Genomic DNA, 21622 nt, shown 5'->3' with positions numbered 1-21622 from the left:
GGATCAGGTCAGATCAGCGGGTGTACTTCTCGGGGACGGCGAGCGTCTGGCCCGCGGCCACCTCGGCGCTCGGCAGGTTGTTCAGGCGGACGAGGTCGCTGACGACGTCGCGCGGGTCTTTGGTGGGGGCGATCTCGCTCGCGACCTGCCACAGCGACTCGCCGCCCTCGACGGTGACCTGCGCGAACGACACGTCCGCAGCCTGGTCGGACGCCACGGCACCCGGGCCGAGCAGGAGGCCCGCGGCGACGATGCCCGCGGCGCCGAGCGCGACCGCCGCACCCACGACCCGTCGGCCTCGACGCGTGATGCGGAGGCGCGTGCGGGGGACTCTGGTGCCGGTGGTCGTGCCGAGGGTGCTGCTGCTGATGCTGCTCATGAGGTGGTTCCTTTCACCGCGAGAGTTGGTCGTACGAGTTCGTGCCCGGCACTCGGCCGGGAATGCCGGACACGAAGACGTGTACCGAACATATCTTCGATCGAGCCCGACGGCAACCACTTTCTTCGAACACCCGGTGCAGGAATGCGCGACACACTCGAACATGTGTTTCGCCAGGCGGCCGTGATCCGATAGGTTCCAGTCGGTGGGACGAGTACACCAGCGACCACCGACATCGACGGCAGGAGAGACATGACCGACCGGCACAGCGCGACGGCGACCGCCCCGGCGACGCCCCCGCGCAAGGCGCTCACCGCCAAGCAGGAGTCGATCCTCGCCGCCATCCAGGCGAGCATCGCCCAGAGCGGCTACCCGCCGAGCATGCGCGAGATCGGCGACGCCGTCGGCCTCAAGTCGCTGTCGAGCGTGACCCACCAGCTGAACCAGCTCGAGCTCGCCGGCCGCATCCGTCGCGACCCGAACCGCCCCCGTGCTCTCGAGGTGCTGGGCGAACCGGCCCCCGTCGCCACGGTCACGAGCATCCTCTCGACCAGCGACGACGGCGACACCGCCCACGTGCCGATGGTCGGGCGCATCGCGGCCGGCATCCCGATCACGGCCGAGCAGCAGGTCGAGGACGTCATGCCGCTCCCCCGCCAGCTCGTGGGGAAGGGCGAGCTGTTCATGCTCCGCGTCGTCGGCGAGTCCATGATCGACGCCGCCATCTGCGACGGCGACTGGGTGGTCGTCCGACAGCAGCAGGACGCCGAGAACGGCGACATCGTCGCGGCCATGCTCGACGACGAAGCCACCGTCAAGGTGTTCCGACAGCGGGACGGCCACACCTGGCTGCTCCCCCGCAACAGCGCGTTCGAGCCGATCGTGGGCGACCACGCGCAGATCCTCGGCAAGGTCGTGGCGGTGCTCCGCTCGGTCTGACGCCGTCCTGACAACGACGAAGCGCCTCCTGCCCTGACCGGGTCGGAGGCGCTTCGTCGTGCGGGGAGCGAACGGCTCAGGAGGCGGCTGGCTCCGCGGTCTCGACGGCGTCGGCAGCGTCCGTGCGCACGAACGGCGAGAGCGCCGCGACGTCGCTCGGGTAGACGCGGGCGTGGACCCGGGTGCCCTGCTCGTCGTAGTCGGTCGTCAGGACCCGGCCGGAGTCGTGCAGGTGCGAGACCACGTCGCCGCGGTCGTAGGGCACGAGGAGGTCGAGCTCGACCTCAGGCTCGGGCAGCAGGCCGGCGAGCTTGGCCAACAGCTCGTCGATGCCCTCGCCCGTGCGCGCCGAGACGAAGACGGCCGTCGGCTCGAGCCCCTGCAGCACCAGCCGCTGGTCGTCGTCGACGAGGTCGCTCTTGTTGAAGACCACGACCTCGGGGATGTCCCGGCCGTCGACCTCGCCGATGACCTCGCGCACCGTCGCCAGCTGTGCGGCGGGGTCGGGGTGCGACCCGTCGACGACGTGCACGATGACGTCCGAGCCAGCGACCTCCTCGAGCGTCGAGCGGAACGCCTCGACGAGCTGGTGCGGCAGGTTGCGGACGAAGCCCACCGTGTCGGCGTAGGTGAAGGGACGGCCGTCGGCGGTCTCGCTCTTGCGGACGGTCGCGTCGAGGGTCGCGAACAGGGCGTTCTCGACCAGGACGCCGGCGCTCGTCAGCCGGTTGAGCAGGCTCGACTTGCCGGCGTTGGTGTAGCCGGCGATGGCCACGGAGGGCACCTCGTTGCGGTCGCGGTTGGCGCGCTTGGCGTCACGTGCCGGCTTCATCTCCTTGATCTGGCGTCGCAGGCGGGCCATGCGCGTGTGGATCCGGCGACGGTCGAGCTCGATCTTCGTCTCGCCGGGGCCTCTGCTGCCCATGCCCGCGCCGGCACCGCCGACCTGGCCACCGGCCTGACGCGACATCGAGTCGCCCCAGCCACGGAGGCGAGGGAGCAGGTACTCGAGCTGGGCGAGCTCGACCTGCGCCTTGCCCTCCCTGCTCTTCGCGTGCTGGCTGAAGATGTCGAGGATGACGGCCGTGCGGTCGATCACCTTGACCTTGACCACGTCCTCCAGCGCACGCCGCTGGCTCGGTGCGAGCTCGGTGTCGGCGATGACCGTGTCGGCGCCGAGGGCGGCCACGGTCTGCCGCAGTTCTTCCGCCTTGCCCTTGCCGAGGTAGGTGCTGGGGTCGGGGTTCGGCCGACGCTGCAGCAGGCCGTCGAGCACCGAGGCGCCCGCGGTCTCGGCCAGCGCGGCGAGCTCACGGAGCGAGTTCTCGGCGTCCGAGAGCGAGCCCTGCGACCAGACGCCGATCAGGACGACGTTCTCGAGGCGGAGCTGTCGGTACTCGACCTCGGTGACGTCCTCGAGCTCGGTCGAGAGGCCGGCCACGCGACGGAGCGCGGCGCGGTCCTCGCGGTCGTACTGGTCGCCGTCGCCCGATGCGTCGAGGGAACGGGTCTGGATCGCCTGGGCCGGCGAGAAGATCGTGTAGGCGGACGCCCGCGACGCCGCACGCTCGAGGACCCGAGCCACGACGTCGTCGCCGTGCTGTCCGTCGCGCTCGTCGTCGAGCGGGGTCGTGGGGGTGTCTGTCATCGAAGTGATACTAGCCCTCCGGAGGGGGTCGAGCCTGGGCCGTCACGGGCCAGGCAGCTGATGTTCGGTAGGTTGTCGTGCGTGACCAACGACCACTACTTCTCCCCGAACCCGGAGAGCGAGCTGCGTCGGCGGACGATCACGGCGACCCTCGCAGGGCGAGAGCTGACGCTCACGACGGCGTCGGGCGTCTTCAGCCCCGAAAGGGTCGACCCGGGCACGGCCGTCCTGTTGGCCGGTGCACCGCAGCCGCCCGCGACGGGCGACCTGTTGGACGTCGGGTGCGGATGGGGCCCCATCACACTGAGCCTCGCGTTGTCGTCACCCGACGCGACGGTGTGGGCCGTCGACGTGAACGAGAGGGTCCTCGACCTCGTCCGTGAGAACGCACGGGCCGCGGGCCTCGTCAACGTCAACGCCGTGACGCCCGACGGTGTTCCCGACGACGTCGTGTTCGCATCGATCTGGTCGAATCCGCCCATCCGCGTCGGCAAGGAAGTGCTGCACGGCCTCCTCGAGACGTGGCTCCCTCGCCTGGAGCCCGGCTCCGACGCCTGGCTCGTCGTGCAGAAGAACCTCGGCGCCGACTCGCTCCAGGCGTGGATGAACGCGACCATGGCGGACGTGGTGCAGGTGGAGCGGGCCTCGACGAGCAAGGGATACCGCGTGCTGCGGGCCCGTCGCGCCTCCTCGTCCCTCGCATAGACGAGCGACGACGACAGGGCGTGCGCCCTCGCGGCCCGGGGCCCCGGCGCCCACGCGTGGCGGACGGACGGACGCTAAAGGGTCAGCGCCCCGCTGAAGACGAGCTCGGCCGGTCCGCTGAGCGACACGTGCTCACCGTCGGCCCCGGGCGCGACGTGGACCCCGAGCACGCCGCCCGGCACCTCGACGGCCCAGTCGTCGGGCGCGCCCGCACCGGCCCAGTGCCGCACGGCGAGTGCCGCAGCCGCGGCACCCGTGCCGCACGAGAGCGTCTCGCCGCTGCCCCGCTCGTGCACGCGCATGCGGATGCGACCGATGCCGTCGACCACGAGCGGGTCGGACGGGACCACGAACTCGACGTTGGCGCCCTCGGCGGGCGCGGGGTCGAGCACCGGCACCCAGGAGAGGTCGAGCCCGTCGAGCTCGTCGTCGGAGGCGAGGGCGACGACCACGTGCGGGTTGCCGACAGAGAGCGAGAGGCCCGGCCTCGCCGCGTGGAGTTCCCGGGCGCGGACCGTCGGCTCGTCGTCCCCGAGCGCCCAGGCGCCGAGGTCGACCCGGAAGCCCGAGCCGTCACGCCGCACCGTGCGCACGCCGGCGCGCGTGCCGATCGTGAGGGCCTCGCCGACGGGAAGGTCGACCAGGCCGCGCTCGACCAGGTAACGCGCGAAGACGCGGACGCCGTTGCCGCACATCTCGGCGAGGCTGCCGTCGGCGTTGTGGTAATCCATGAACCACTCGGCCGAGGGATCGCTCGCCAGCGCCGCGGCGCCGGCCGGGAGCGCGGACGAGCGGACGGCACGGATGACCCCGTCGGCCCCCACGCCGAAGCGACGGTCGGTCAGGGCGCGGATGGCCACCCCGTCGAGGTCGGTCTCGCCGTCGGCGTCGGTGAACAACACGAAGTCGTTCCCGGTGCCCTGTCCCTTGGTGAACTGGAGCGTCGTGGTCACGCGAGGAGTCTAGCGAGGGCCCGCTCGACGGCCGCCGGGTCGCCGGTGGTCGACCAGTCGACGTCCGGGTACCGCTTGAACCAGCTGACCTGGCGGCGGGCGTAGCGACGCGTGAGCGCCTGCGTCTCGGCGATCGCCGCCTCCTCGTCGGTGTCGCCCCGCAGCTGCGCCGCCGCCTGGGCGTAGCCGATGGCCCGGGAGGCGGTGATCCCGTCGGCGAGGCCGAGCGGCAGCAGGCCGCGCACCTCGTCGAGCAGGCCGTCGGCCCACATGCGCCGGACGCGGGCGTCGAGACGCTCGACGAGGACCGGTCTCTCCTCGGCGATCCCGACGATCGAGGAGGGACGCCACCGCCGTGCCTCGTCGGGCAGGGCCGCCGAGAACGGCTCGCCGGTGATCTCGCCCACCTCGAGGGCCCGGACGAGCCGCCGGGCGTTGTGCGGCCCGATCCGCTCGGCGGCGACCGGATCGGTCTGCGTGAGCAACTCGTGCAGCGCGCCGGGGCCGCCGCTCTCGGCCAGCCGCTCGAAGCGCTGTCGCACAGCGACGTCGGTGCCCGGGAACCGGAAGTCGAAGAGCACGCTCGAGACGTAGAGCCCGGATCCGCCCACCAGGAGAGGCACGGCGCCGCGCGCGAGGACGTCGTCGATGACTGCACGGGCACGGGACTGGTACCACTCGACGCTGGCCTCGGCTGTGACCTCGAGCTCGTCGAAGAGATGGTGCGGCACGCCTCGGCGCTCGCCCTCGGGCAGCTTGGCCGTGCCGATGTCCATGCCCCGGTAGAGCTGCATCGCGTCGGCGTTGACGATCTCGGCAGACCGCCCCGCATCGCGGAAACGCTCGGCCAGCTCGAGCGCGAACGCGGACTTGCCGGTGCCGGTCGAGCCGACGACGGCGACCAGGCCGTCGCCCAGCGCTTCACCGACCGTCGACATGGTGCCCCAGTGTAGGGCGGGGCGTCACTCGAAGCGGACGCCGCCCCGGCTGCTGCCACCGCGCGGCAGGGCCTTCTCGACGGCACGACGGATGGTGTCAGAGCGGTAGCCGCGACGCATGAGGTAGCCGTTGAGACGCCGCTCGGCCGTGGCCCTGTCCAGCCCCCGCAGCGAGCCCGCACGCTTCTCGGCCCATTCATCGGCCCTGGCTTGCTCGTCGGCGTCGTCGGTCTCGGCGAGGACCTCCTCGATCACGGACGCATCGATGCCCCGCGAGCGCAGCTCAGACGTCACGGCGCCCCGACCGAGGCCCTTGCGGCCCTGCTTCGTCTCGAGGAGGTTCTCGGCGAGTTCCCGGTCGTTGAGGAGACCCACCCCTTCGAGGCGCGACACCTCGTCGGCCACGACCTCGGGATCGAGGTCGCGCGCCTCGAGCAGGGACGCCATCTCAGCCGACGAGACTCCCCGTCGACTGAGCGCGTGCAAGCTCACGTTCTCGGCCCGGGCCCTCTGAGCGTCCAGGTCCTCGGGCGGCTCCTCGGCCTCTGCCTCGTCGCCGTGTGCAGGGGCCACGGCAGACCCGTCCGACCAGTGCTCGGTCACGGCGGCCAGCGCGGCTGCCGCGTCACGCACCGGATCCCGCCGCGCGCCGTCTCCCGACGGGTCGACAGGCTCGTCGTCGTCCCCGACAGACGCGAGCCCCTTCGAGGGGTGGCTCGACGCGACTGCGTCTGCGCCTGTACGACCGGACCTGGCCCCGCGGACCCCGAAGAGGGGCGTCACGGGAGCCAGGTCGTCAGCCGACTCGTCGTCGTGCGAGGTCATGCGCCCTTCCGGGCGGCGATCTTGGCCTCGATCGACTCGACGGGCGCCTCGACCGGCTTCGCCCCGCCGACACCGAGCTTGGCCAGGATCTTCTGCTCGATCTCCTGCGCGACGGAGGCGTTCTTGAGGAGGAAGTTGCGCGAGTTCTCCTTGCCCTGACCGAGCTGGTCGCCCTCGTAGGTGTACCAGGCACCGGACTTGCGGACGATGCCGTGCTCGACGCCGAAGTCGATCAGGCTGCCCTCACGAGAGATGCCGACGCCGTAGAGGATGTCGAACTCGGCCTGCTTGAAGGGCGGTGCCATCTTGTTCTTGACGACCTTGACGCGGGTGCGGTTGCCCACCGCGTCCGTGCCGTCCTTCAGGGTCTCGATGCGGCGGATGTCGAGTCGCACCGAGGCGTAGAACTTGAGCGCCTTGCCGCCGGCGGTGGTCTCGGGGCTGCCGAAGAACACGCCGATCTTCTCGCGCAGCTGGTTGATGAAGATCATCGTCGTGCCGGTCTGGCTGAGCCCACCCGTGAGCTTGCGGAGGGCCTGCGACATGAGACGCGCCTGGAGGCCGACGTGGGAGTCGCCCATCTCGCCCTCGATCTCGGCACGCGGCACGAGCGCCGCCACGGAGTCGATGACGACGAGGTCGATGGAGCCGGAGCGGACCAGCATGTCGGCGATCTCGAGCGCCTGCTCGCCCGTGTCGGGCTGCGAGACGAGCAGCGCGTCGATGTCGACGCCCAGCTTCTTCGCGTACTCGGGGTCGAGGGCGTGCTCGGCGTCGATGAAGGCCGCGATGCCGCCGCCGCGCTGGGCGTTGGCGATGGCGTGCAGGGTGAGCGTCGTCTTTCCCGAGGACTCAGGGCCGTAGATCTCGACGATGCGGCCCCGAGGGAGCCCGCCGATGCCGAGCGCGACGTCGAGCGCGATGGAGCCGGTGGGGATGACGGCGACCGGAGCCCGCTCGTCACTGCCCAGGCGCATGACGGCGCCCTTGCCGAACTGACGGTCGATCTGCGCGAGCGCCGTCTCGAGCGCCTTCTCGCGGTTCTCTGCTGAGGGCATGGTGACTCCTTCGTGGTTGCTGTCCGTGCGCCTGTAGGCTGTCGCGTCGCGCTCGGCCCGGGGGCGGCGGTCTCGACGACAAGGCTGGTGCCCCGCGGATGCGGGAGCGGTGGAACGTCGATGCGTGAACGCTACGACCCGCCACCGACATCGCGGACGCGATCTCGGCAGGAGGTGGAGCACTCGGGCGTCGACGCCCTTGTGGAGGAAGCTACCACCGTGCCGAACGCACGTTCGAACTCGGACCCCGGCGTGTCGAACACCTGATCGCCGACGGGCCGCGGCGCGCGCGTCCGTGACGACGGTCAGCGACGCGGCTCGGGCAGCCCGGCTCCGTGTCTGCGCGCGACCGGCACGCCCTCGGCCTCACAGAGGGCCAGCCACACCTCGCGCGGTGGCACGCCGCCGCGGAGCGCCTCGTCCGCGGTCTCGTCGCCCAGCGACGTGAGGACGAGGTCGCGGGTGACGACTCGTCCGTACGCCTCGCCGAACTCGTCGTCGACCGCCCTGCGGNAGGCGTACTGCATGACAGACCGTGAGGTCAGGGGCGTCAGCGCACGACCAGGTCGGTGTCGAACTCGGCGACCATGTCGTCGGGCAGGGTGTCGGGGATCGGGTTGAGACCCTCGATGACGGCCATCCGGTCGCCCACCTCGCGCATGATCACGGAGATCGGCGTCTCGAGCGCGTCGGCGACCGACGCGAGGATCTCGGAGCTGGCCTCTTTCTGCCCACGCTCGACCTCGCTCAGGTAGCCGAGTGCGACGCTCGCCTTGGAGGCGACCTGTCGCAGCGTGCGGCCCTTCTGGAGACGGAAGTCGCGGAGGACGTCGCCGATCTCTTGACGGACCAGAACCATGGGACCCCTCCTTGCGACATAGGACCCACCGTGACGGGATTCAGGGGTGGGTGAGGAACACTGCTGTCGAGCTGGGTGCCACTGTAGCCAGCCAGCTCTGTGTGACGCTTGTGAACTCGCGAGATGTAACGAGACCGAAACCCCGGCTATTCCCGAGGCCCCGTGAGCCAGTCATGCAGCATCGAGAGTGATTCGGAGACGGTCGCCGATCGGATGGCTGCGCGGTCGCCCTCGAGGGCGAGCCTCGTGACGCGAGCCTCGCCTCCTGCGCTCAGGGCGACGTACACCGTGCCCGGCGCCTGGCCGTCCTGAGGGTCGGGGCCGGCGACCCCGGTCGTCGCGATGCCGACGTCGGCGGGCTGACCCTCGACGGCCAGCGCTCGACGTGCCCCCGCCGCCATGGCGACGGCGACGTCCGGATCGACGGCGCCCCGGGCCGCGAGCAGCGCCGCCGGCACACCGAGCAGCGAGGCCTTGAGCGGCGTGTGATAGGCCACGACTCCCCCGACGACGACCGCGGACGCACCGGGGACGGAGATGAGCTCGGCGGCGAGCAGGCCACCCGTCAACGACTCGGCGACCGCGACGGTGAGCCCCTGACGGTCGAGCTCGTGCACGACCTCGGCCGCGGTGGTCACGACGTGCGGGAGTGCTTCAGGGCGACCCGGACGTAGTCGGCACCCGACACGAGCGTGGCCACCACGGCGGCCGTCATCACGACCGTGTTGAGGCCGTGAACCCAGTCGCCCAACGGGACCCACAGCGGGAAGAGCGCCAGCGTCACCGCGACGGCCTGCAGCACCGTCTTGAGCTTGCCGCCTCGTGACGCGGGGATGACGCGGTCACGGATGACGACGAAGCGGTACACGGTGATGCCGATCTCGCGCACGAGGATGAGAGCGGTCACCCACCAGGGCAGCTCGCCGAGGATCGAGAGCCCGACCAGCGCGCCGCCGACCAGGACCTTGTCGGCGATCGGGTCGACGATCTTGCCGAAGTCGGTGACGAGGTCGAGGCCCCTCGCCAGCATGCCGTCGAGGCTGTCCGTGAGGATGGCGACGACGAACAGCACGGCGGCCGCGATGCGCAGCGGGCCGTCGGCACCGTCGTCGATCAGCAGCCAGGCGATGAACAGCGGCGCCATCAGGATGCGGACGACCGTGATCACGTTGGCGATGTTCGCCGTGCTGGCCGGCCCCGCGCCGCGGCTCGCGAAGCGCCCCCGCCAGGGGAACGTCGCGGCCCGGGGTGCGTCGGGGGTTCTCTCGTCGGTCACGTCAGTCCCTGCCGGTCAGGCCCCAGGCGTCTTCCGACTCCTCGTCGCCGTCGACCTCGTCGTAGCCTCGTGTCATCTCGGCGACGGGGTCGTCGCCGTAGTCGCCCGCGCCGACCGCCGTGGGAGCCGAGGAGGCGGGGGCCGGCCCCCGGAGCCCGTCGTCGCCCTGCCCGCGCAGCTTCGCCAGCACGCCCGGCAGCTGCTCGTTGGTCACGAGCACGTCGCGCGCCTTCGACCCCTCCGAGGGGCCGACGATGTCCCGCGACTCCATGAGGTCCATCAGGCGCCCGGCCTTGGCGAAGCCGACGCGCAGCTTGCGCTGGAGCATCGACGTCGACCCGAACTGCGTGCTGACGACGAGCTCCGCCGCCGCGAGGAGCAGCTCGAGGTCGTCGCCGATGTCGCCGTCGATCTCCTTCTTCTCGACCACGGCCGCCACGTCGGGTCGGTAGTCGGGACGCGCCTGCCGGGTGACGTGCGCGACGACCTCGGCGATCTCCGCCTCCTGCACCCACGCGCCCTGGACCCGCATGGCCTTGGAGGCGCCCATCGGCAGGAAGAGCCCGTCGCCCTGGCCGATCAGCTTGTCGGCACCGGGCTGGTCGAGGATGACCCGCGAGTCGGTCACGCTCGACACGGCGAAGGCGAACCTCGACGGCACGTTGGCCTTGATGAGGCCCGTCACGACGTCGACCGACGGACGCTGCGTCGCGAGCACCAGGTGGATGCCCGAGGCGCGCGCCAGCTGGGTGATGCGGACGATGCTGTCCTCGACGTCGCGCGGGGCGACCATCATGAGGTCGGCCAGCTCGTCGACGACCACGAGCAGGTACGGGTAGGGCTTGAGCGACCGGGCGCTGCCGGCCGGCAGCACGATCTCGTTCGCGACGACGGCGCGGTTGAAGTCGTCGATGTGGCGGAAGCCGAAGCTGGCGAGGTCGTCGTACCTCATGTCCATCTCCTTCACCACCCACTGCAGCGCCTCGGCCGCCTTCTTCGGGTTGGTGATGATCGGCGTGATCAGGTGCGGGACGCCGGCGTAGATGGAGAGCTCGACCCGCTTCGGGTCGATCAGGACCATGCGCACGTCGGTCGGCTTGGCCCGCATGAGCAGGGACGTGATCATCGAGTTGACGAAGCTCGACTTGCCGGAGCCGGTGGCGCCGGCGACCAGGAGGTGCGGCATCTTCGCGAGGTTCGCCACGACGTAGCCGCCCTCGACGTCCTTGCCGACGCCGATCGTCATCGGGTGCACGCTCTTGGCGGCGGCTCCGGAGCGCAGGACGTCGCCGAGGGACACGATCTCGCGGTCGGTGTTGGGGATCTCGACGCCGATGGCGCTCTTGCCCGGGATGGGCGAGAGGATGCGCACCTCGTTCGAGGCCACGGCGTAGGACAGGTTCTTGCTGAGGGCCGTCACCTTCTCGACCTTGACGCCCGGGCCGAGCTCGATCTCGTAGCGCGTGACGGTCGGGCCGCGGCTGAAGCCGACGACGCGGGCGTCGACGGAGAACTGCCGGAGCACCTCGGTGATGCTGCGCACGATCTCGTCGTTCGCCTCGCTGCGTGCCTTGGCAGGCGGGCCGACGCTGAGCGTGGAGGCCGCCGGCAGGCGGTAGGGCGCCACGGGCGAGTCGTCCTCGACGTCGAGCGACGGCGGAGCGGGCTCGTCGTCGTCGACGGCGAGGAAGTCGGCGGCGACGTCGCTCTCGCCCGGCGCGGCCGCGGACGTGCTGGCCGGCACGCCGGTGGCAGGCACGGACGGCACGACGGTCGTGACGGCCGTCGCACCGGAGGGACCGCCGCCGGCGGGACCCGCGGCGGACGTCGCGGGCGCCGGCTCGTCGTCGTGCAGCGGGACGTCGATGCCGAACGACCGCACGGCGTCCTCCGCCGCGTCGAGGTCGTGCAGCAGGTCGGCCTGGTAGACGTCGGTCGGAGCGTCGGCAGCGGCAGCCCCGGCGGTCAGCGACCCCGCGGCGGGGGCGTCGCCGCCGATGGTCGCGCCGTGGTCGACGAAGACCGGGCCGGCGGCGCCACGACGGCGAGAGCCCCGCCCTCGGCGGTCCGCCGCGTCGTCGGCGCTGCTCTGGGTGACAACGGGCGTGTCGTAGGCCGGGTCTTCTTCGCGCCCGCTCTTGGTGCGTCGCCACCAGGGCAGGGTGTCAGGCTCGCCCGCCTCGCCCTCGGCGGAGCCGTCGGCCGTGGCAGCAGTCGCGTCAGCCGTCGTCTCGCCGAAGAGCCAGCGGTACAGGTCGCCGAGACGGTGGCCGATGCGGTTCGGCGGCGTCTTGGTCATGATCAACAGGGACAGGGAGAGCAGGACGACGACGACCGGCACCGCGACCCACTCGGTCGCGAGCATGACCAGCCAGGAGGCGACGAGCCAGCCGAGCACTCCCCCGCCCGTCGCCAGGGCGCGCATGCCCTCGACGGCCTGGGGCTGGCCGCCGTAGATGTGGCAGAGCGCGCTGATCGACACGATCATCAGCCCGAGGCCGATGCCGATGCGGGTGTTGTCGTGCACGGAGGCAGGGTGCCGGAACAACCACCCCGCGAAGAGGACCATGATGACCGGCAGGGCGTAGGCCACCCGCCCGACGAGGCCGCCGAACGTGTAGGCGTCGAAGCCGACGGCGATCGGGCTCGTGGGGTTCAGCCACTCGACCACGGCCCCGGCGATCGCCAGCAGCACGAGCAGGAACGGCACGCCGTCACGACGCTCGGACTTGTCGAGGGACTCGCTGCCGAAGAGCCGGAAGGCGCCGCCGGTCAGGTGGGCCAGGCCCATCCAGGCGGACGCGAGGACGCCGGGGCCCTCGTCGACGGGTGCCGGCGCCTTCGCGGCGGGGAGCTTCTTGGTCGCCGCGGTCGCGCCGCGGGCGGCAGAGGCGCCCGTGGACGCCCCGCGCCCCGAGCGCGAGCGCGCGGTCGACTTGGTGGGCGTGGCCATGCCGTCGAGGTTACCGCCCGCCGCCGACGCCGACCGGAGGCGGTCGGCGCGCCGGGCCCCGGGCGGCCCGCCCGGCTCAGTAGCGGATGGCGTCGATGACCTTGACCCGGACGGCGACGAGGGCGGGCAGCACCCCCGCCACGGCGCCGATCAGCGTCGCGGACCCCAGGCCGATCAGGGCGGCGGTGATCGGGAAGGGCGGCAGGTCGTCGACCGATCCCTGAGCGATGAAGCCCTGCACGGTCGGGTTCTGCACGACGAGCACGGCGACCATGACGCCGACGGCCCCCGCGACCACCGTGCCGGCGACGCTCTCGAGCATCACCGAGAAGAACACCCGGGGCGCCGTGGCGCCGAACGACCGCCGGACCCCGATCTCGCGGATGCGCTGCCGCACGGTGACCAGCGCGATGTTGACGAGTCCGAGCCCGCCGAGCAGCAGCACGAGCACGCCGACGCCCGTGATGATCAGCTTGATGGGCAGGAACGGGTCGGAGTCGCCCGCGTACGCCGCGTAGTCGGAACGGTTCACGTCGACCTGCACGTCGTCGCCGAGGGCCGCCGCGAGGTTGCCCTGCACCATCGTGCTCAGCTGATCGCCGGAGGACGTCGGCAGCCACATCTCGTACTGCGGCGTCTCGGCGTACCCGCCCTGGGAGAGCGGCACCAGGTCGTGCTCGTCCGAGGGCAGGAGGAACAGCCCGGGCGCCTCCTCGGCGTACTGCGCCGCCGTGACGCCCACGACGACGCCCGTCACCGAGTCCGTCCCGCTCAGCAGGAGGGTGGGGTGCGAGGCCACCGGAGGGCGGCCGAGCGTGTCCCAGAGCGCCTCGTTCACGACGACCGCCGGGGCCATGCGCTGGTCGTCGCCGTCGACGAACCAGGATCCCTCGGCCATGGACACCCGGTGCATCTCGCCGTACTCGGGGTCGACGACCTGTGCCGAGACGTCGGTGAGGCCGCCGGGCAGCTGGACGGACCTCGTCGTGAAGAGGTTCTCGGACGCCCACGAGATCTGGTAGCGCGACATCGTCGAGCGGAACTCGTCGTCGAGGAGGGCGGGGTCGAGCGGGGTCGCCCCCTGGCTGTAGGCCGACACCGTGTAGGTGGCGGGTCGCCCGCCGGACTTCTCGGACGACTCGCGGGTGGACTGCTCGGCGAGGCTGCCGAGCCCGACGACGGCGGTCAGCGCGGCGACGGCCACCGCGACCCCGATCAGGCTGAGCAGCACCCGCAGCTTGTTCACCCTCAGCTCGGACCAGGCCTCGACGAACGCCCCGACGACCCCCGACAGCAGCCCGCTCACGACACGACCTCGACAGGTGCCGGGGCGGAGGAGGAAGGACTCCCCGAGGCGGAGGAGACCGGAGCCCCGGAGGCTGTGGCGCCCGCCGGCACGAGGGCCGACGCCCCGGCCAGCCCGCTGCCCAGTCGCGCGGCCGAGAGCACGCCCGCGTCGAGCGAGTAGTGCCGGGCGGCGAGGCCCGCCACGGCCAGGTCGTGCGTGATGGTGACCAGGGCGGCGCCGGTGTCGGACGAGATGTCGTCGAGGAGGCGCATGACCGTCGCCCCCGTCTCGATGTCGAGCGCGCCCGTCGGCTCGTCGGCCAGGATGACGCGCGGGTCGCGCACCAGCGAGCGCGCGATCGCCACCCGCTGCTGCTCGCCGCCCGAGAGGCGGTGCGGCATCGAGTCGACGCGGTGCCCGAGCCCGACCTTCTCCAGCATCTCGGCCGCGACGGCCCGCCGGCGCCAGAAGCGCCGACCGCGGGCGTAGAGCAGCGGCGTCATGACGTTCTCGAGCGCCGTGCGGCCCTGCAGCAGGTTGAACTGCTGGAAGATGAAGCCCACCTGCTCGCCGCGGAGGCGGTCGCGGGCTCCCGAGCGCATGCCGCTGACGTCGACGTCGTCGAACCAGTGCGTGCCCGTCGTCGGCGCGTCGATGAGCCCCAGGATGTTGAGCAGCGTCGACTTGCCCGAGCCGGAGCGGCCGACGATGCTCACGTGCTCGCCCGCCTCGACCACGAGGTCGACGCCGCGCAGGATGTCGAGCGTCGCGTCGTCGGCGAGGGGCACCGTCTTCGTGACTGCCTCGAGCCGGATCAGCGACATCAGCAGTAGACCTCTCCGGTCGTCGGGTCGACGCAGCCCTCCTGCGGAGCGACGGCGCCGGGCACGAACTCGAGGACCATGTCGCCCTCGACGAGGCCCCCGGTCACCTCGACGGTCGTGCCGTCGTTGATGCCGAGCGTGATCTCCCGCTCCTCCTCGGTGCCGTCGGCGCCGACCACGGTCACGACGCCCTTGCCCGCGGCGCCCTCGACCGCGGTGAGCGGCACCGTGAGGACGTCGGTCGCGACGCCGGCGGGGATCGTCAGCTTCGTGGCGAGGCCCGCGAAGACCGTGACGTCGCCGGGGACGGCACACGTCACCGACTGCCCCGAGACGCCCGTGCCGGACGAGTCGCCGGCGTCGCCGGCCGTCGTCGTGCCCGTGCCCGAGCCGGCGCCCGCACCGCCGACCGAGAGACCGGTGCAGGCGAACGGCGCGGGGCCGCCCTGGATGGACGCGGTGCCCTCGGCCGGCCGGCTGACCAGGCGGTAGAGCTGGTCGGCGGCCAGCGCCCCCGTGACGTGGAACGTCGGAGGCGCCACCTTGGCGACCGCGTCGCCCACGGCCACCTCCTGGTCCTTGATGACGAAGAGCTCGGTCACGGTGCCCGCGACGGGCGACGTCACCACCGCGGTCTTGACGATCGGGGCGCGCTCGGTGACCGTGCCGTCGGCCGAGACCAGCGCCTCCTGCGGGGTCTCGGAGCGCAGCGTCGCGATCTTGTCGCCCGCGGCGACGGCCTGGCCCTTCTCGACGACCACGGTCACGACCGAGCCGGCCAGGGTGGCGGGCACGGTCGAGGCGGCATCGGCCTCGACGGTGGCGTCGACCGTCACGTCGTTCGTGACGGTGCCGACGGCCACGGCGACCTGGGGCTCGACGGCCTCGCCGGTCGGGACCGCCACGGAGCCGGTCGCCGCGTCGGGCGCCGCGAAGAACGCGAGCTTGACGAGGGCCACGGCGATCGCGACGAAGATCAGGATGCGGAGGATCGGGAAGATCCAGGTCTTGGCGACGCGCACGGGCGACTCCCCCTTCGGAGCAACGGACGGAACGTGCTCACCATAGGAGGCGGGGGACGACGGAGGCCTCAGCCGCCGGGATGACTTCCCGAGCGGGCCGAGGCCTCGTGCCGAGCCGCGTCAGGCGCCGATGACCACCGGCACGATCATGGGACGACGACGGTGCTGCGTGTTCACCCAGCGGCCCACCGTGCGGCGCACGACCTGGCTGAACTGGTGGGTGTCCCGGGTGCCGTTCTCGGCCGCCTCGGCCAGCGCGGCGAGGATCTTGGGCATGACGTCGTCGAAGACCCGCTCGTCCTCGGCGAAGCCGCGCGACTGGATCTCGGGGCCGACGACGACACGCCCCGTCGTGGCGTCGATCGCGAGGAAGACGGAGATGAAGCCTTCCTCGCTGAGGATCCGCCTGTCCTTGAGGTCGGCGTCGGTGATCTCGCCGACGGTCGAGCCGTCGACGTACACGTAGCCGAGGTCGAGCTGGCCGACCACCTCGGCGACCCCGTCGCGGAGGTCGACGACGACGCCGTCCTCGCCGAGGATCGTGTTCTCGCGCGGCACGCCGGTGCGCTCGGCGAGGGCGGCGTTCGCGTAGAGGTGCCGGTGCTCGCCGTGGACCGGCATGACGTTCTTGGGACGGAGCACGTTGTAGCAGTAGAGGAGCTCGCCGGCCGAGGCGTGCCCCGACACGTGCACCTTCGCGTTGCCCTTGTGCACCACCTTCGCGCCGAGCTTGGTGAGCCCGTCGATGACCCGGTAGACGGCGTTCTCGTTGCCGGGGATGAGGCTCGAGGCGAGGATGACCGTGTCGTCCTGCCCGATCTCGATCTGGTGCTCGAGGTTGGCCATCCGGGCGAGGACGGCCATCGGCTCGCCCTGCGAGCCCGTGCTCATGTAGACGATGCGGTCGTCGGGGAGGTCCTTGGCCTTCTTGGCGTCGATGAGGACGCCCTCGGGCACGACGAGGTAGCCCAGGTCGGCGGCGATGCCCATGTTGCGGATCATCGACCGGCCCATGAACGCGACCCGGCGCCCGTTGGCGTGGGCGGCGTCGAGCACCTGCTGCACGCGGTGCACGTGGCTCGAGAAGCTCGCCACGACGACCCGGCGCGGCGCCCGGCGGATGACGTCGTCGAGGACCGGTCCGATGTCGCGCTCGAGGGCGGTGAAGCCCGGCACGTCGGCGTTCGTCGAGTCGGGGAGGAACAGGTCGACCCCCTCCTCGCCGAGGCGGGCGAAGGCCCGAAGGTCGGTGATGCGGTCGTCGAGCGGCAGCTGGTCCATCTTGAAGTCGCCCGTGTGCAGCACGAGGCCCGCGGAGGTGCGGATCGCCACGGCGAGGGCGTCCGGGATCGAGTGGTTCACCGCGACGAACTCGAGGTCGAACGGGCCGAGGGTCTCGCGCCCGCCCTCCTTCACCGTCAGCGTGTAGGGCTTGATGCGGTGCTCCTTGAGCTTCGCCTCGATGAGGGCGAGCGTGAGCTGCGAGCCGATCAACGGGATGTCCGCGCGGAGGCGGAGGAGATAGGGCACCGCACCGATGTGGTCCTCGTGACCGTGGGTCAGCACGACGGCGAGGACGTCGTCCAGGCGGTCGCGGAGGGGCGAGAAGTCGGGGAGGATCAGGTCGACGCCCGGCTGGTGTTCCTCGGGGAACAGGACCCCGCAGTCGACGACGAGCAGCTTGCCGTCGATCTCGTAGACGGTCATGTTGCGCCCGATCTCGCCGAGGCCGCCGACCGGGATGACCCGGAGCGTGCCGTCCTCGAGCTTGCGCGGGGTCTTGATGGTCGTGGGCATCGTGTCCTTCGGGTCGAGGTCGGGGCTCGTGCCCCGGGGATCGAGGTCTCTGTCGGCCCGCGCGCCGCGCCGTCGACAGGGCGGCGGCGTGCCGCGTGGTCAGCGCGTGGTGCCGTGCACCTTGGGCAGGGCACCGCCCGCCGCGGCGTTGCGGTCGGGGCGGAAGCGGCTGAGGTCGAGCCCGGGGATGTCGCCCACGTGCGAGAGCTCGTCCTCGATGAGCGCCGCCTCGCTGTCCTCCGGGCCGACGAGCGGCAGGCGGACACGGGGGCTCGAGATGCGGCCGAGGCCGTGCAGGATGTACTTCGCCGCGACCGTGCCGGGCACGTGCGTCATGACGGCGCGCACCAGCGGCTCGAGCATCTGGTGGGCTGCCGTGGCCGTGTGCAGGTCGCCCGCGTTCACGGCGTCGATCATGGTGCGGTACGGCGCGGACACGATGTTCGCCGTCACGCCGATGAGGCCCGAGGCGCCGATCGCCAGGTGCGGGAGCACGTTCGCGTCGTCGCCCGAGAAGTACAGCAGGTCGGTCTGGTTGATGACGCGGCTGACCTCGGCGAAGTCGCCCTTCGCGTCCTTGACGGCGACGATGTTCGGGTGCTTCGCGGCACGGAGCAGCGTCTCGTACTTGATCGGGATGCCCGTACGGCCGGGGATGTCGTAGAGGATGACCGGCAGGTCGGTCGCGTCGGCGATCATGCGGAAGTGCGTGAGGACGCCGGCCTGCGTGGGCTTGTTGTAGTACGGCGTGACGATCATGACGCCGTCGGCCCCGGCCTTCTCGCTGGCCTTGTACAGCTGGATGGCGTGGGCGGTCTCGTTCGAGCCGCCGCCCGTGATGATCTTCGCGCGCCCCGCGGCGACCGACTTGCCGACCTCGACGAGCTTGAGCTTCTCGGGGTCGGTCAGGGTGCTGGTCTCGCCGGTCGTGCCCGTCACGACGATGCCGTCGGCACCCGCCGAGACGCAGTCGTCGATGTGCTTCTCGACCGCCGGCCAGTCGACCTCGCCGTCGGCGGTGAAGGGGGTGACGAGAGCGACGAGGACCTGCCCGAAGGGGTTGCTGATGTTCGACACGTCGACCAGCGTACTGTCTCGCCCCGCGCGGATCGCCCCTCGGAGGGTCAGGGTCGACCCGGTCAGGGAGCGACGCGGCCGTTCGTGCCGAAGGCGGCGTAGGTGAGCGGCATGAGCTCGGCCCAGATGTCCTCCATCTTCTCGGCGCACATCTCGATCTCGCGCTGCGGGAACGACGGGAAGTGCGTGCCCTCGCGCTTCGTGCGGAGGCTGAGGAAGTTCATCAGCGACCGTGCGTTCACGGTGACGTACATCGACGAGTAGATGTTCAGCGGTAGGACGATGCGGGCGACCTCGCGGGCGATGCCCTCGTCGAGCATGCGCTTGTAGGCCGCGTAGGCCTCGCGGGAGGTGCGCTCGGTCTCGGACCGGACGAGCTCGCTCTGCTCGGGCGTGCCGGGCAGGAAGTCGTAGGCGCCGGGCTTGCCCACCTGCTGCAGGTTGCGGGTCGCGGCGGGGACGTAGAAGACGGGGTTGAGCTCGCGGTAGCGACCGCTCTCTTCGTTGTAGCTCGCCATGCGGTGCCGCATGAACTCGCGGAACACGAAGATCGGCGCCTGCACGTAGAAGGTCATCGAGTTGTGCTCGAAGGGCGAGCCGTGCCGGTCGCGCATGAGGTAGTTGATCAGGCCGGCGCCCTTGGTCGCCTGGGCCCCGTCGGCCGAGGCCTGGGCGCCCTCGAGCGTCTGCTCGCCCATCGTCGAGACACGCGCCGCGAAGAGGACGTCGGAGTCGTGCGCGCTCGAGCGGACCAGCTCGACCGTGACGTCGCTGCGGAACTCGACGGGGTCGGCGGCGGTCTCGGGAGACGAGGAGGCGGGGGTCACGGCGTCGGCATCAGTCACGGCCACGACTCTACCTCCGACCACCGACGAGCCCCGATCGGCGGCCGGCTCGGCCCCGGGGGCCGGCGCCCGGTCGACCGGGAGGAGGCGCGGCTACGCTCCCGGGGAGGCGTACATCTCCTGCGCCGCACCTCCTCGAGAAAGACCGGGCCCATGACCGCCGACTCCCTCACCGTCCTCGTCTCCGGCGCCTCCGGCCTGGTCGGCACCGAGCTCCGACGCCAGCTGGTGGCCGCGGGCCACACGGTCGTCGCGCTCGTCCGGCGCGAGGCCCGCGATGCGGGCGAGGCGACGTGGGTGCCCGCGGCCGGCATCGTCGACCGCACCCTGCTCGACCGGGCGGACGCCGTCGTCAACCTGAGCGGCGCCTCCCTCGGTCGGCTGCCCTGGACCAGCGGCTACAAGCGCGAGATCCGCGACTCCCGCGTGACGGCCACCGCCACGTTGGCGCACGGCATGGCCGGCGCCGAGCGGCCGCCCGCCGTGTTCCTCAGCGGCTCGGCCGTGGGCATCTACGGCGACCGCCCGGGCGAGCGCCTGACCGAGCAGAGCCCCCGCGGCAGCGGCTTCCTCAGCGACGTGGTCGCCGACTGGGAGGCGGCGACCGCCCCGACGCCCGACGCCACCCGTGTCGTCCACCTGCGCACCGGCGTCGTCGTGGGCCCCGGCGGCGCCATGGCCCCGCTGCTGCCCCTCACGAAGCTCGGCCTCGGCTCGCGCCTCGGCACCGGCGACCAGTTCTGGCCGTGGATCAGCCTGCACGACGAGGCCGCGGCGATCGTGCACCTGCTGACCTCGAGCCTCAGCGGCCCCGTCAACCTCGCCGGCCCCACGCCCGCGACCAGCGACGCCCTGACGCGACGGCTCGCCAAGGACCTGGGACGCCCCTACGCGCTGACGGTGCCCGAGGTCGTCATCAGCACGGCGATGCAGGAGGCGGGTCGCGAGATGCTGCTGCCCAGCCAGCAGGTCGTGCCGGAGGCGCTGCTCGCGGACGGCTTCGCCTTCCGTCACCGCACGGTCGACCAGGCGGTCGACGCGCTGGTCGGCAGCCGCTAGGCCGCGGACCGCATCCGCGACGCCTTGCGGACTGCCTGTCGGGCCCGCCTGCGGTCGCCGCACGCGTCGTAGGCCAGGCCGAGCCGGAACCAGGCGCGCCAGTCGTCCGGGGCGTCCTCGACGGCCTGTGCCCATCGGGGGAACGCCGCGTCGGCGGCGGAGCGTTCGTACCGGCCCGAGGCACGGCGCGGGACCTCGTCCACCGGCAGCTCGCCTGCCTCCTCGAGCTCGCGCACCATCTGCTGCGTGTGCACCCCGAAGCGCAGCTCGGCGACCAGCGCGAAGATGCCGAGCACGGGCAGCACCAGCAGCGCGACGCCGAGCACGACGGCCACGGGCTCGCCGGTCATAACGAAGAGGTACGCGCGCTGCGCGACGAGGACGACGTACAGGAGGAGGAACAGCGCCATGACGAGCGCCGCGGTGCGGCCCTTCATCAGTCGAGCGGCAGCACGCTGTCGAGCCCCACGACGACGCCCTCGACCCGGGGCGCCTCGGCCATGGCGACGAGCAGCCCCTGCTCGTAGGCGCGCTGCGAGATCGTGTCGTGCGTCAGCGTGAGCGTCTCGCCCTCGCCGCCGAAGACGACCTCCTGCTTCGCGACGACGCCCCGGAGGCGCATGCTGTGCACGGGGACGCTGGCGACCTGCTGGCCGCGGGCGCGCTGGTCGGAGAAGGGGGCGGAGACCGGGCCGAGCTCGCGGCGCGCCTCGGCGATCAGCTCCGCGGTGCGGACGGCCGTGCCGGAGGGCGAGTCGACCTTGCCTTGGTGGTGCGCCTCCACGATCTCGACGCTCTCGTAGAAGCGCGCCGCCATCGTGGCGAACCGCGTCGCGAGGACGGAGCCGAGCGAGAAGTTCGGGACGACCAGGACGCCGGGGCCGCCGACGTCGGCGACGACGGTGCGGAGCTTCGCCACCCGCTCGGCGTTCCAGCCGGAGGTGCCGACCAGGACGGGGAGGCCGGCCCGGACGACGTGCTCGACGATGCCGGGGCTGACGGCCGGGTGCGTCACGTCGACCACGAGGTCGGCACCGCGCACGTCGTCGAGGTCGTCACGGGAGGAGAGGCCGGCGTGCAGCTCGAGGCCCGGGGTGCGCCGGACGAGGTCGACGACGAACGAGCCGAGCGTGCCCGTGGCTCCGACGACGGCGATCTGGGAGGTCATGGGCTCCAA

General features: G+C 71.9%; 21 protein-coding genes and 1 pseudogene. 3 read left to right on the top strand and 19 right to left on the bottom strand.

The genetic code is table 11. The features are described 5' to 3' along the window. Positions 1 to 13: 13 nt before the first annotated feature. Positions 14 to 379 carry a LysM peptidoglycan-binding domain-containing protein gene (locus IFT90_RS05915; protein WP_192041340.1) on the bottom strand — a complete coding sequence of 122 codons (366 nt, stop codon included), beginning with the start codon at positions 377 to 379 and terminating at the stop codon, positions 14 to 16. 252 nt (positions 380 to 631) lie between these two features. Here IFT90_RS05915 and lexA point away from each other — a divergent pair, with 252 nt between their 5' ends. Continuing rightward, positions 632 to 1318 carry a transcriptional repressor LexA gene (lexA, locus tag IFT90_RS05910; protein WP_192041339.1) on the top strand — a complete coding sequence of 229 codons (687 nt, stop codon included), beginning with the start codon at positions 632 to 634 and terminating at the stop codon, positions 1316 to 1318. Positions 1319 to 1394: 76 nt separating this feature from the next. On the opposite strand, the gene hflX is transcribed toward lexA, so the two are convergent. Further along, positions 1395 to 2966: a GTPase HflX gene (hflX, locus tag IFT90_RS05905; RefSeq protein WP_192041338.1), complete on the bottom strand. Its 1572-nt coding sequence runs from the start codon at positions 2964 to 2966 to the stop codon at positions 1395 to 1397. 81 nt (positions 2967 to 3047) lie between these two features. Here hflX and IFT90_RS05900 point away from each other — a divergent pair, with 81 nt between their 5' ends. Beyond that, positions 3048 to 3671 (top strand): methyltransferase, encoded by a 624-nt coding sequence (locus IFT90_RS05900; RefSeq protein WP_192041337.1) that lies wholly within the window; start codon positions 3048 to 3050, stop codon positions 3669 to 3671. A 74-nt stretch (positions 3672 to 3745) separates the two neighbouring features. Here IFT90_RS05900 and dapF read toward each other — a convergent pair whose 3' ends face one another. The 15 genes and pseudogenes from dapF to thyX all read right to left on the bottom strand — a co-directional run bounded on the left by dapF (position 3746) and on the right by thyX (position 19386). Beyond that, positions 3746 to 4624: a diaminopimelate epimerase gene (gene dapF / locus IFT90_RS05895; protein WP_192041336.1), complete on the bottom strand. Its 879-nt coding sequence runs from the start codon at positions 4622 to 4624 to the stop codon at positions 3746 to 3748. Next, on the bottom strand, positions 4621 to 5562 hold the full coding sequence (gene miaA, locus IFT90_RS05890; RefSeq protein WP_192041335.1) for a tRNA (adenosine(37)-N6)-dimethylallyltransferase MiaA: 942 nt from the start codon (positions 5560 to 5562) through the stop codon (positions 4621 to 4623). The genes dapF and miaA overlap by 4 nt, the downstream gene beginning before the upstream one ends. Positions 5563 to 5586: 24 nt before the next feature. Next, on the bottom strand, positions 5587 to 6135 hold the full coding sequence (locus IFT90_RS05885; RefSeq protein WP_192041334.1) for a regulatory protein RecX: 549 nt from the start codon (positions 6133 to 6135) through the stop codon (positions 5587 to 5589). 248 nt (positions 6136 to 6383) lie between these two features. Further along, a complete protein-coding gene (recA, locus tag IFT90_RS05880; protein ID WP_123548702.1) occupies positions 6384 to 7445 on the bottom strand; it encodes a recombinase RecA in 1062 nt (353 codons plus the stop codon). 305 nt (positions 7446 to 7750) lie between these two features. Continuing rightward, positions 7751 to 7958: pseudogene (locus tag IFT90_RS05875) on the bottom strand (DUF3046 domain-containing protein); the annotation flags it as partial. Positions 7959 to 7995: 37 nt separating this feature from the next. Further along, on the bottom strand, positions 7996 to 8304 hold the full coding sequence (locus IFT90_RS05870) for a helix-turn-helix domain-containing protein (RefSeq protein WP_123548700.1): 309 nt from the start codon (positions 8302 to 8304) through the stop codon (positions 7996 to 7998). Positions 8305 to 8450: 146 nt separating this feature from the next. Then, entirely contained in the window at positions 8451 to 8942 is a 492-nt protein-coding gene (locus tag IFT90_RS05865) for a nicotinamide-nucleotide amidohydrolase family protein (RefSeq protein ID WP_192041332.1), read from the bottom strand. Beyond that, positions 8939 to 9580, bottom strand: coding sequence for a CDP-diacylglycerol--glycerol-3-phosphate 3-phosphatidyltransferase (pgsA, locus tag IFT90_RS05860; protein WP_192041331.1), 642 nt, complete (start codon positions 9578 to 9580; stop codon positions 8939 to 8941). The genes IFT90_RS05865 and pgsA overlap by 4 nt, the downstream gene beginning before the upstream one ends. Before the next feature lies 1 nt (position 9581). Beyond that, a complete protein-coding gene (locus tag IFT90_RS05855; RefSeq protein WP_192041330.1) occupies positions 9582 to 12533 on the bottom strand; it encodes a DNA translocase FtsK in 2952 nt (983 codons plus the stop codon). Positions 12534 to 12609: 76 nt separating this feature from the next. After that, positions 12610 to 13839, bottom strand: coding sequence for an ABC transporter permease (locus IFT90_RS05850; protein ID WP_192041329.1), 1230 nt, complete (start codon positions 13837 to 13839; stop codon positions 12610 to 12612). Next, the gene (locus IFT90_RS05845; RefSeq protein WP_192041328.1) at positions 13836 to 14645 is read right to left on the bottom strand and encodes an ABC transporter ATP-binding protein; all 810 of its coding nucleotides are present in this window, start codon (positions 14643 to 14645) and stop codon (positions 13836 to 13838) included. Before IFT90_RS05845 ends, IFT90_RS05850 begins: the two co-directional genes overlap by 4 nt. Further along, positions 14645 to 15667 carry a biotin/lipoyl-binding protein gene (locus IFT90_RS05840; protein ID WP_192041327.1) on the bottom strand — a complete coding sequence of 341 codons (1023 nt, stop codon included), beginning with the start codon at positions 15665 to 15667 and terminating at the stop codon, positions 14645 to 14647. The genes IFT90_RS05845 and IFT90_RS05840 overlap by 1 nt, the downstream gene beginning before the upstream one ends. 120 nt (positions 15668 to 15787) lie before the next feature. After that, a complete protein-coding gene (locus IFT90_RS05835; RefSeq protein WP_192041326.1) occupies positions 15788 to 17464 on the bottom strand; it encodes a ribonuclease J in 1677 nt (558 codons plus the stop codon). Between the two features lie 99 nt (positions 17465 to 17563). Continuing rightward, positions 17564 to 18541 (bottom strand): 4-hydroxy-tetrahydrodipicolinate synthase, encoded by a 978-nt coding sequence (dapA, locus tag IFT90_RS05830; protein ID WP_123548693.1) that lies wholly within the window; start codon positions 18539 to 18541, stop codon positions 17564 to 17566. 62 nt (positions 18542 to 18603) lie between these two features. Continuing rightward, on the bottom strand, positions 18604 to 19386 hold the full coding sequence (gene thyX / locus IFT90_RS05825; RefSeq protein WP_243833450.1) for an FAD-dependent thymidylate synthase: 783 nt from the start codon (positions 19384 to 19386) through the stop codon (positions 18604 to 18606). A 153-nt stretch (positions 19387 to 19539) separates the two neighbouring features. Here thyX and IFT90_RS05820 point away from each other — a divergent pair, with 153 nt between their 5' ends. Then, positions 19540 to 20445 (top strand): TIGR01777 family oxidoreductase, encoded by a 906-nt coding sequence (locus tag IFT90_RS05820; protein WP_192041325.1) that lies wholly within the window; start codon positions 19540 to 19542, stop codon positions 20443 to 20445. Here the strand turns inward: IFT90_RS05820 and IFT90_RS05815 are convergent. Beyond that, a complete protein-coding gene (locus IFT90_RS05815; RefSeq protein WP_192041324.1) occupies positions 20442 to 20882 on the bottom strand; it encodes a tetratricopeptide repeat protein in 441 nt (146 codons plus the stop codon). The genes IFT90_RS05820 and IFT90_RS05815 overlap by 4 nt on opposite strands. Beyond that, positions 20882 to 21613 carry a 4-hydroxy-tetrahydrodipicolinate reductase gene (gene dapB / locus IFT90_RS05810; protein WP_123548690.1) on the bottom strand — a complete coding sequence of 244 codons (732 nt, stop codon included), beginning with the start codon at positions 21611 to 21613 and terminating at the stop codon, positions 20882 to 20884. The genes IFT90_RS05815 and dapB overlap by 1 nt, the downstream gene beginning before the upstream one ends. Positions 21614 to 21622 lie beyond the last annotated feature (9 nt).

The sequence above is a fragment of the Frigoribacterium sp. CFBP 8766 genome (assembly GCF_014841435.1).
GTDB lineage: Bacteria > Actinomycetota > Actinomycetes > Actinomycetales > Microbacteriaceae > Frigoribacterium.
The sequence above is the reverse complement of the archived record's forward strand: the minus strand, read 5'-3'. Positions and strand labels throughout refer to the sequence as shown.

Excerpts from the sequence above, each read along its gene's own strand:
- IFT90_RS05855 (WP_192041330.1), bottom strand. The coding sequence starts at position 12,533 with ATGGCCACGCCCACCAAGTCGACCGCGCGCTCGCGCTCGGGGCGCGGG.
- recA (WP_123548702.1), bottom strand. The coding sequence starts at position 7,445 with ATGCCCTCAGCAGAGAACCGCGAGAAGGCGCTCGAGACGGCGCTCGCG.
- IFT90_RS05870 (WP_123548700.1), bottom strand. The coding sequence starts at position 8,304 with ATGGTTCTGGTCCGTCAAGAGATCGGCGACGTCCTCCGCGACTTCCGT.
- dapB (WP_123548690.1), bottom strand. The coding sequence starts at position 21,613 with ATGACCTCCCAGATCGCCGTCGTCGGAGCCACGGGCACGCTCGGCTCG.
- IFT90_RS05835 (WP_192041326.1), bottom strand. The coding sequence starts at position 17,464 with ATGCCCACGACCATCAAGACCCCGCGCAAGCTCGAGGACGGCACGCTC.
- miaA (WP_192041335.1), bottom strand. The coding sequence starts at position 5,562 with ATGTCGACGGTCGGTGAAGCGCTGGGCGACGGCCTGGTCGCCGTCGTC.
- IFT90_RS05915 (WP_192041340.1), bottom strand. The coding sequence starts at position 379 with ATGAGCAGCATCAGCAGCAGCACCCTCGGCACGACCACCGGCACCAGA.
- lexA (WP_192041339.1), top strand. The coding sequence starts at position 632 with ATGACCGACCGGCACAGCGCGACGGCGACCGCCCCGGCGACGCCCCCG.
- hflX (WP_192041338.1), bottom strand. The coding sequence starts at position 2,966 with ATGACAGACACCCCCACGACCCCGCTCGACGACGAGCGCGACGGACAG.
- IFT90_RS05820 (WP_192041325.1), top strand. The coding sequence starts at position 19,540 with ATGACCGCCGACTCCCTCACCGTCCTCGTCTCCGGCGCCTCCGGCCTG.
- IFT90_RS05845 (WP_192041328.1), bottom strand. The coding sequence starts at position 14,645 with ATGTCGCTGATCCGGCTCGAGGCAGTCACGAAGACGGTGCCCCTCGCC.
- IFT90_RS05815 (WP_192041324.1), bottom strand. The coding sequence starts at position 20,882 with ATGAAGGGCCGCACCGCGGCGCTCGTCATGGCGCTGTTCCTCCTCCTG.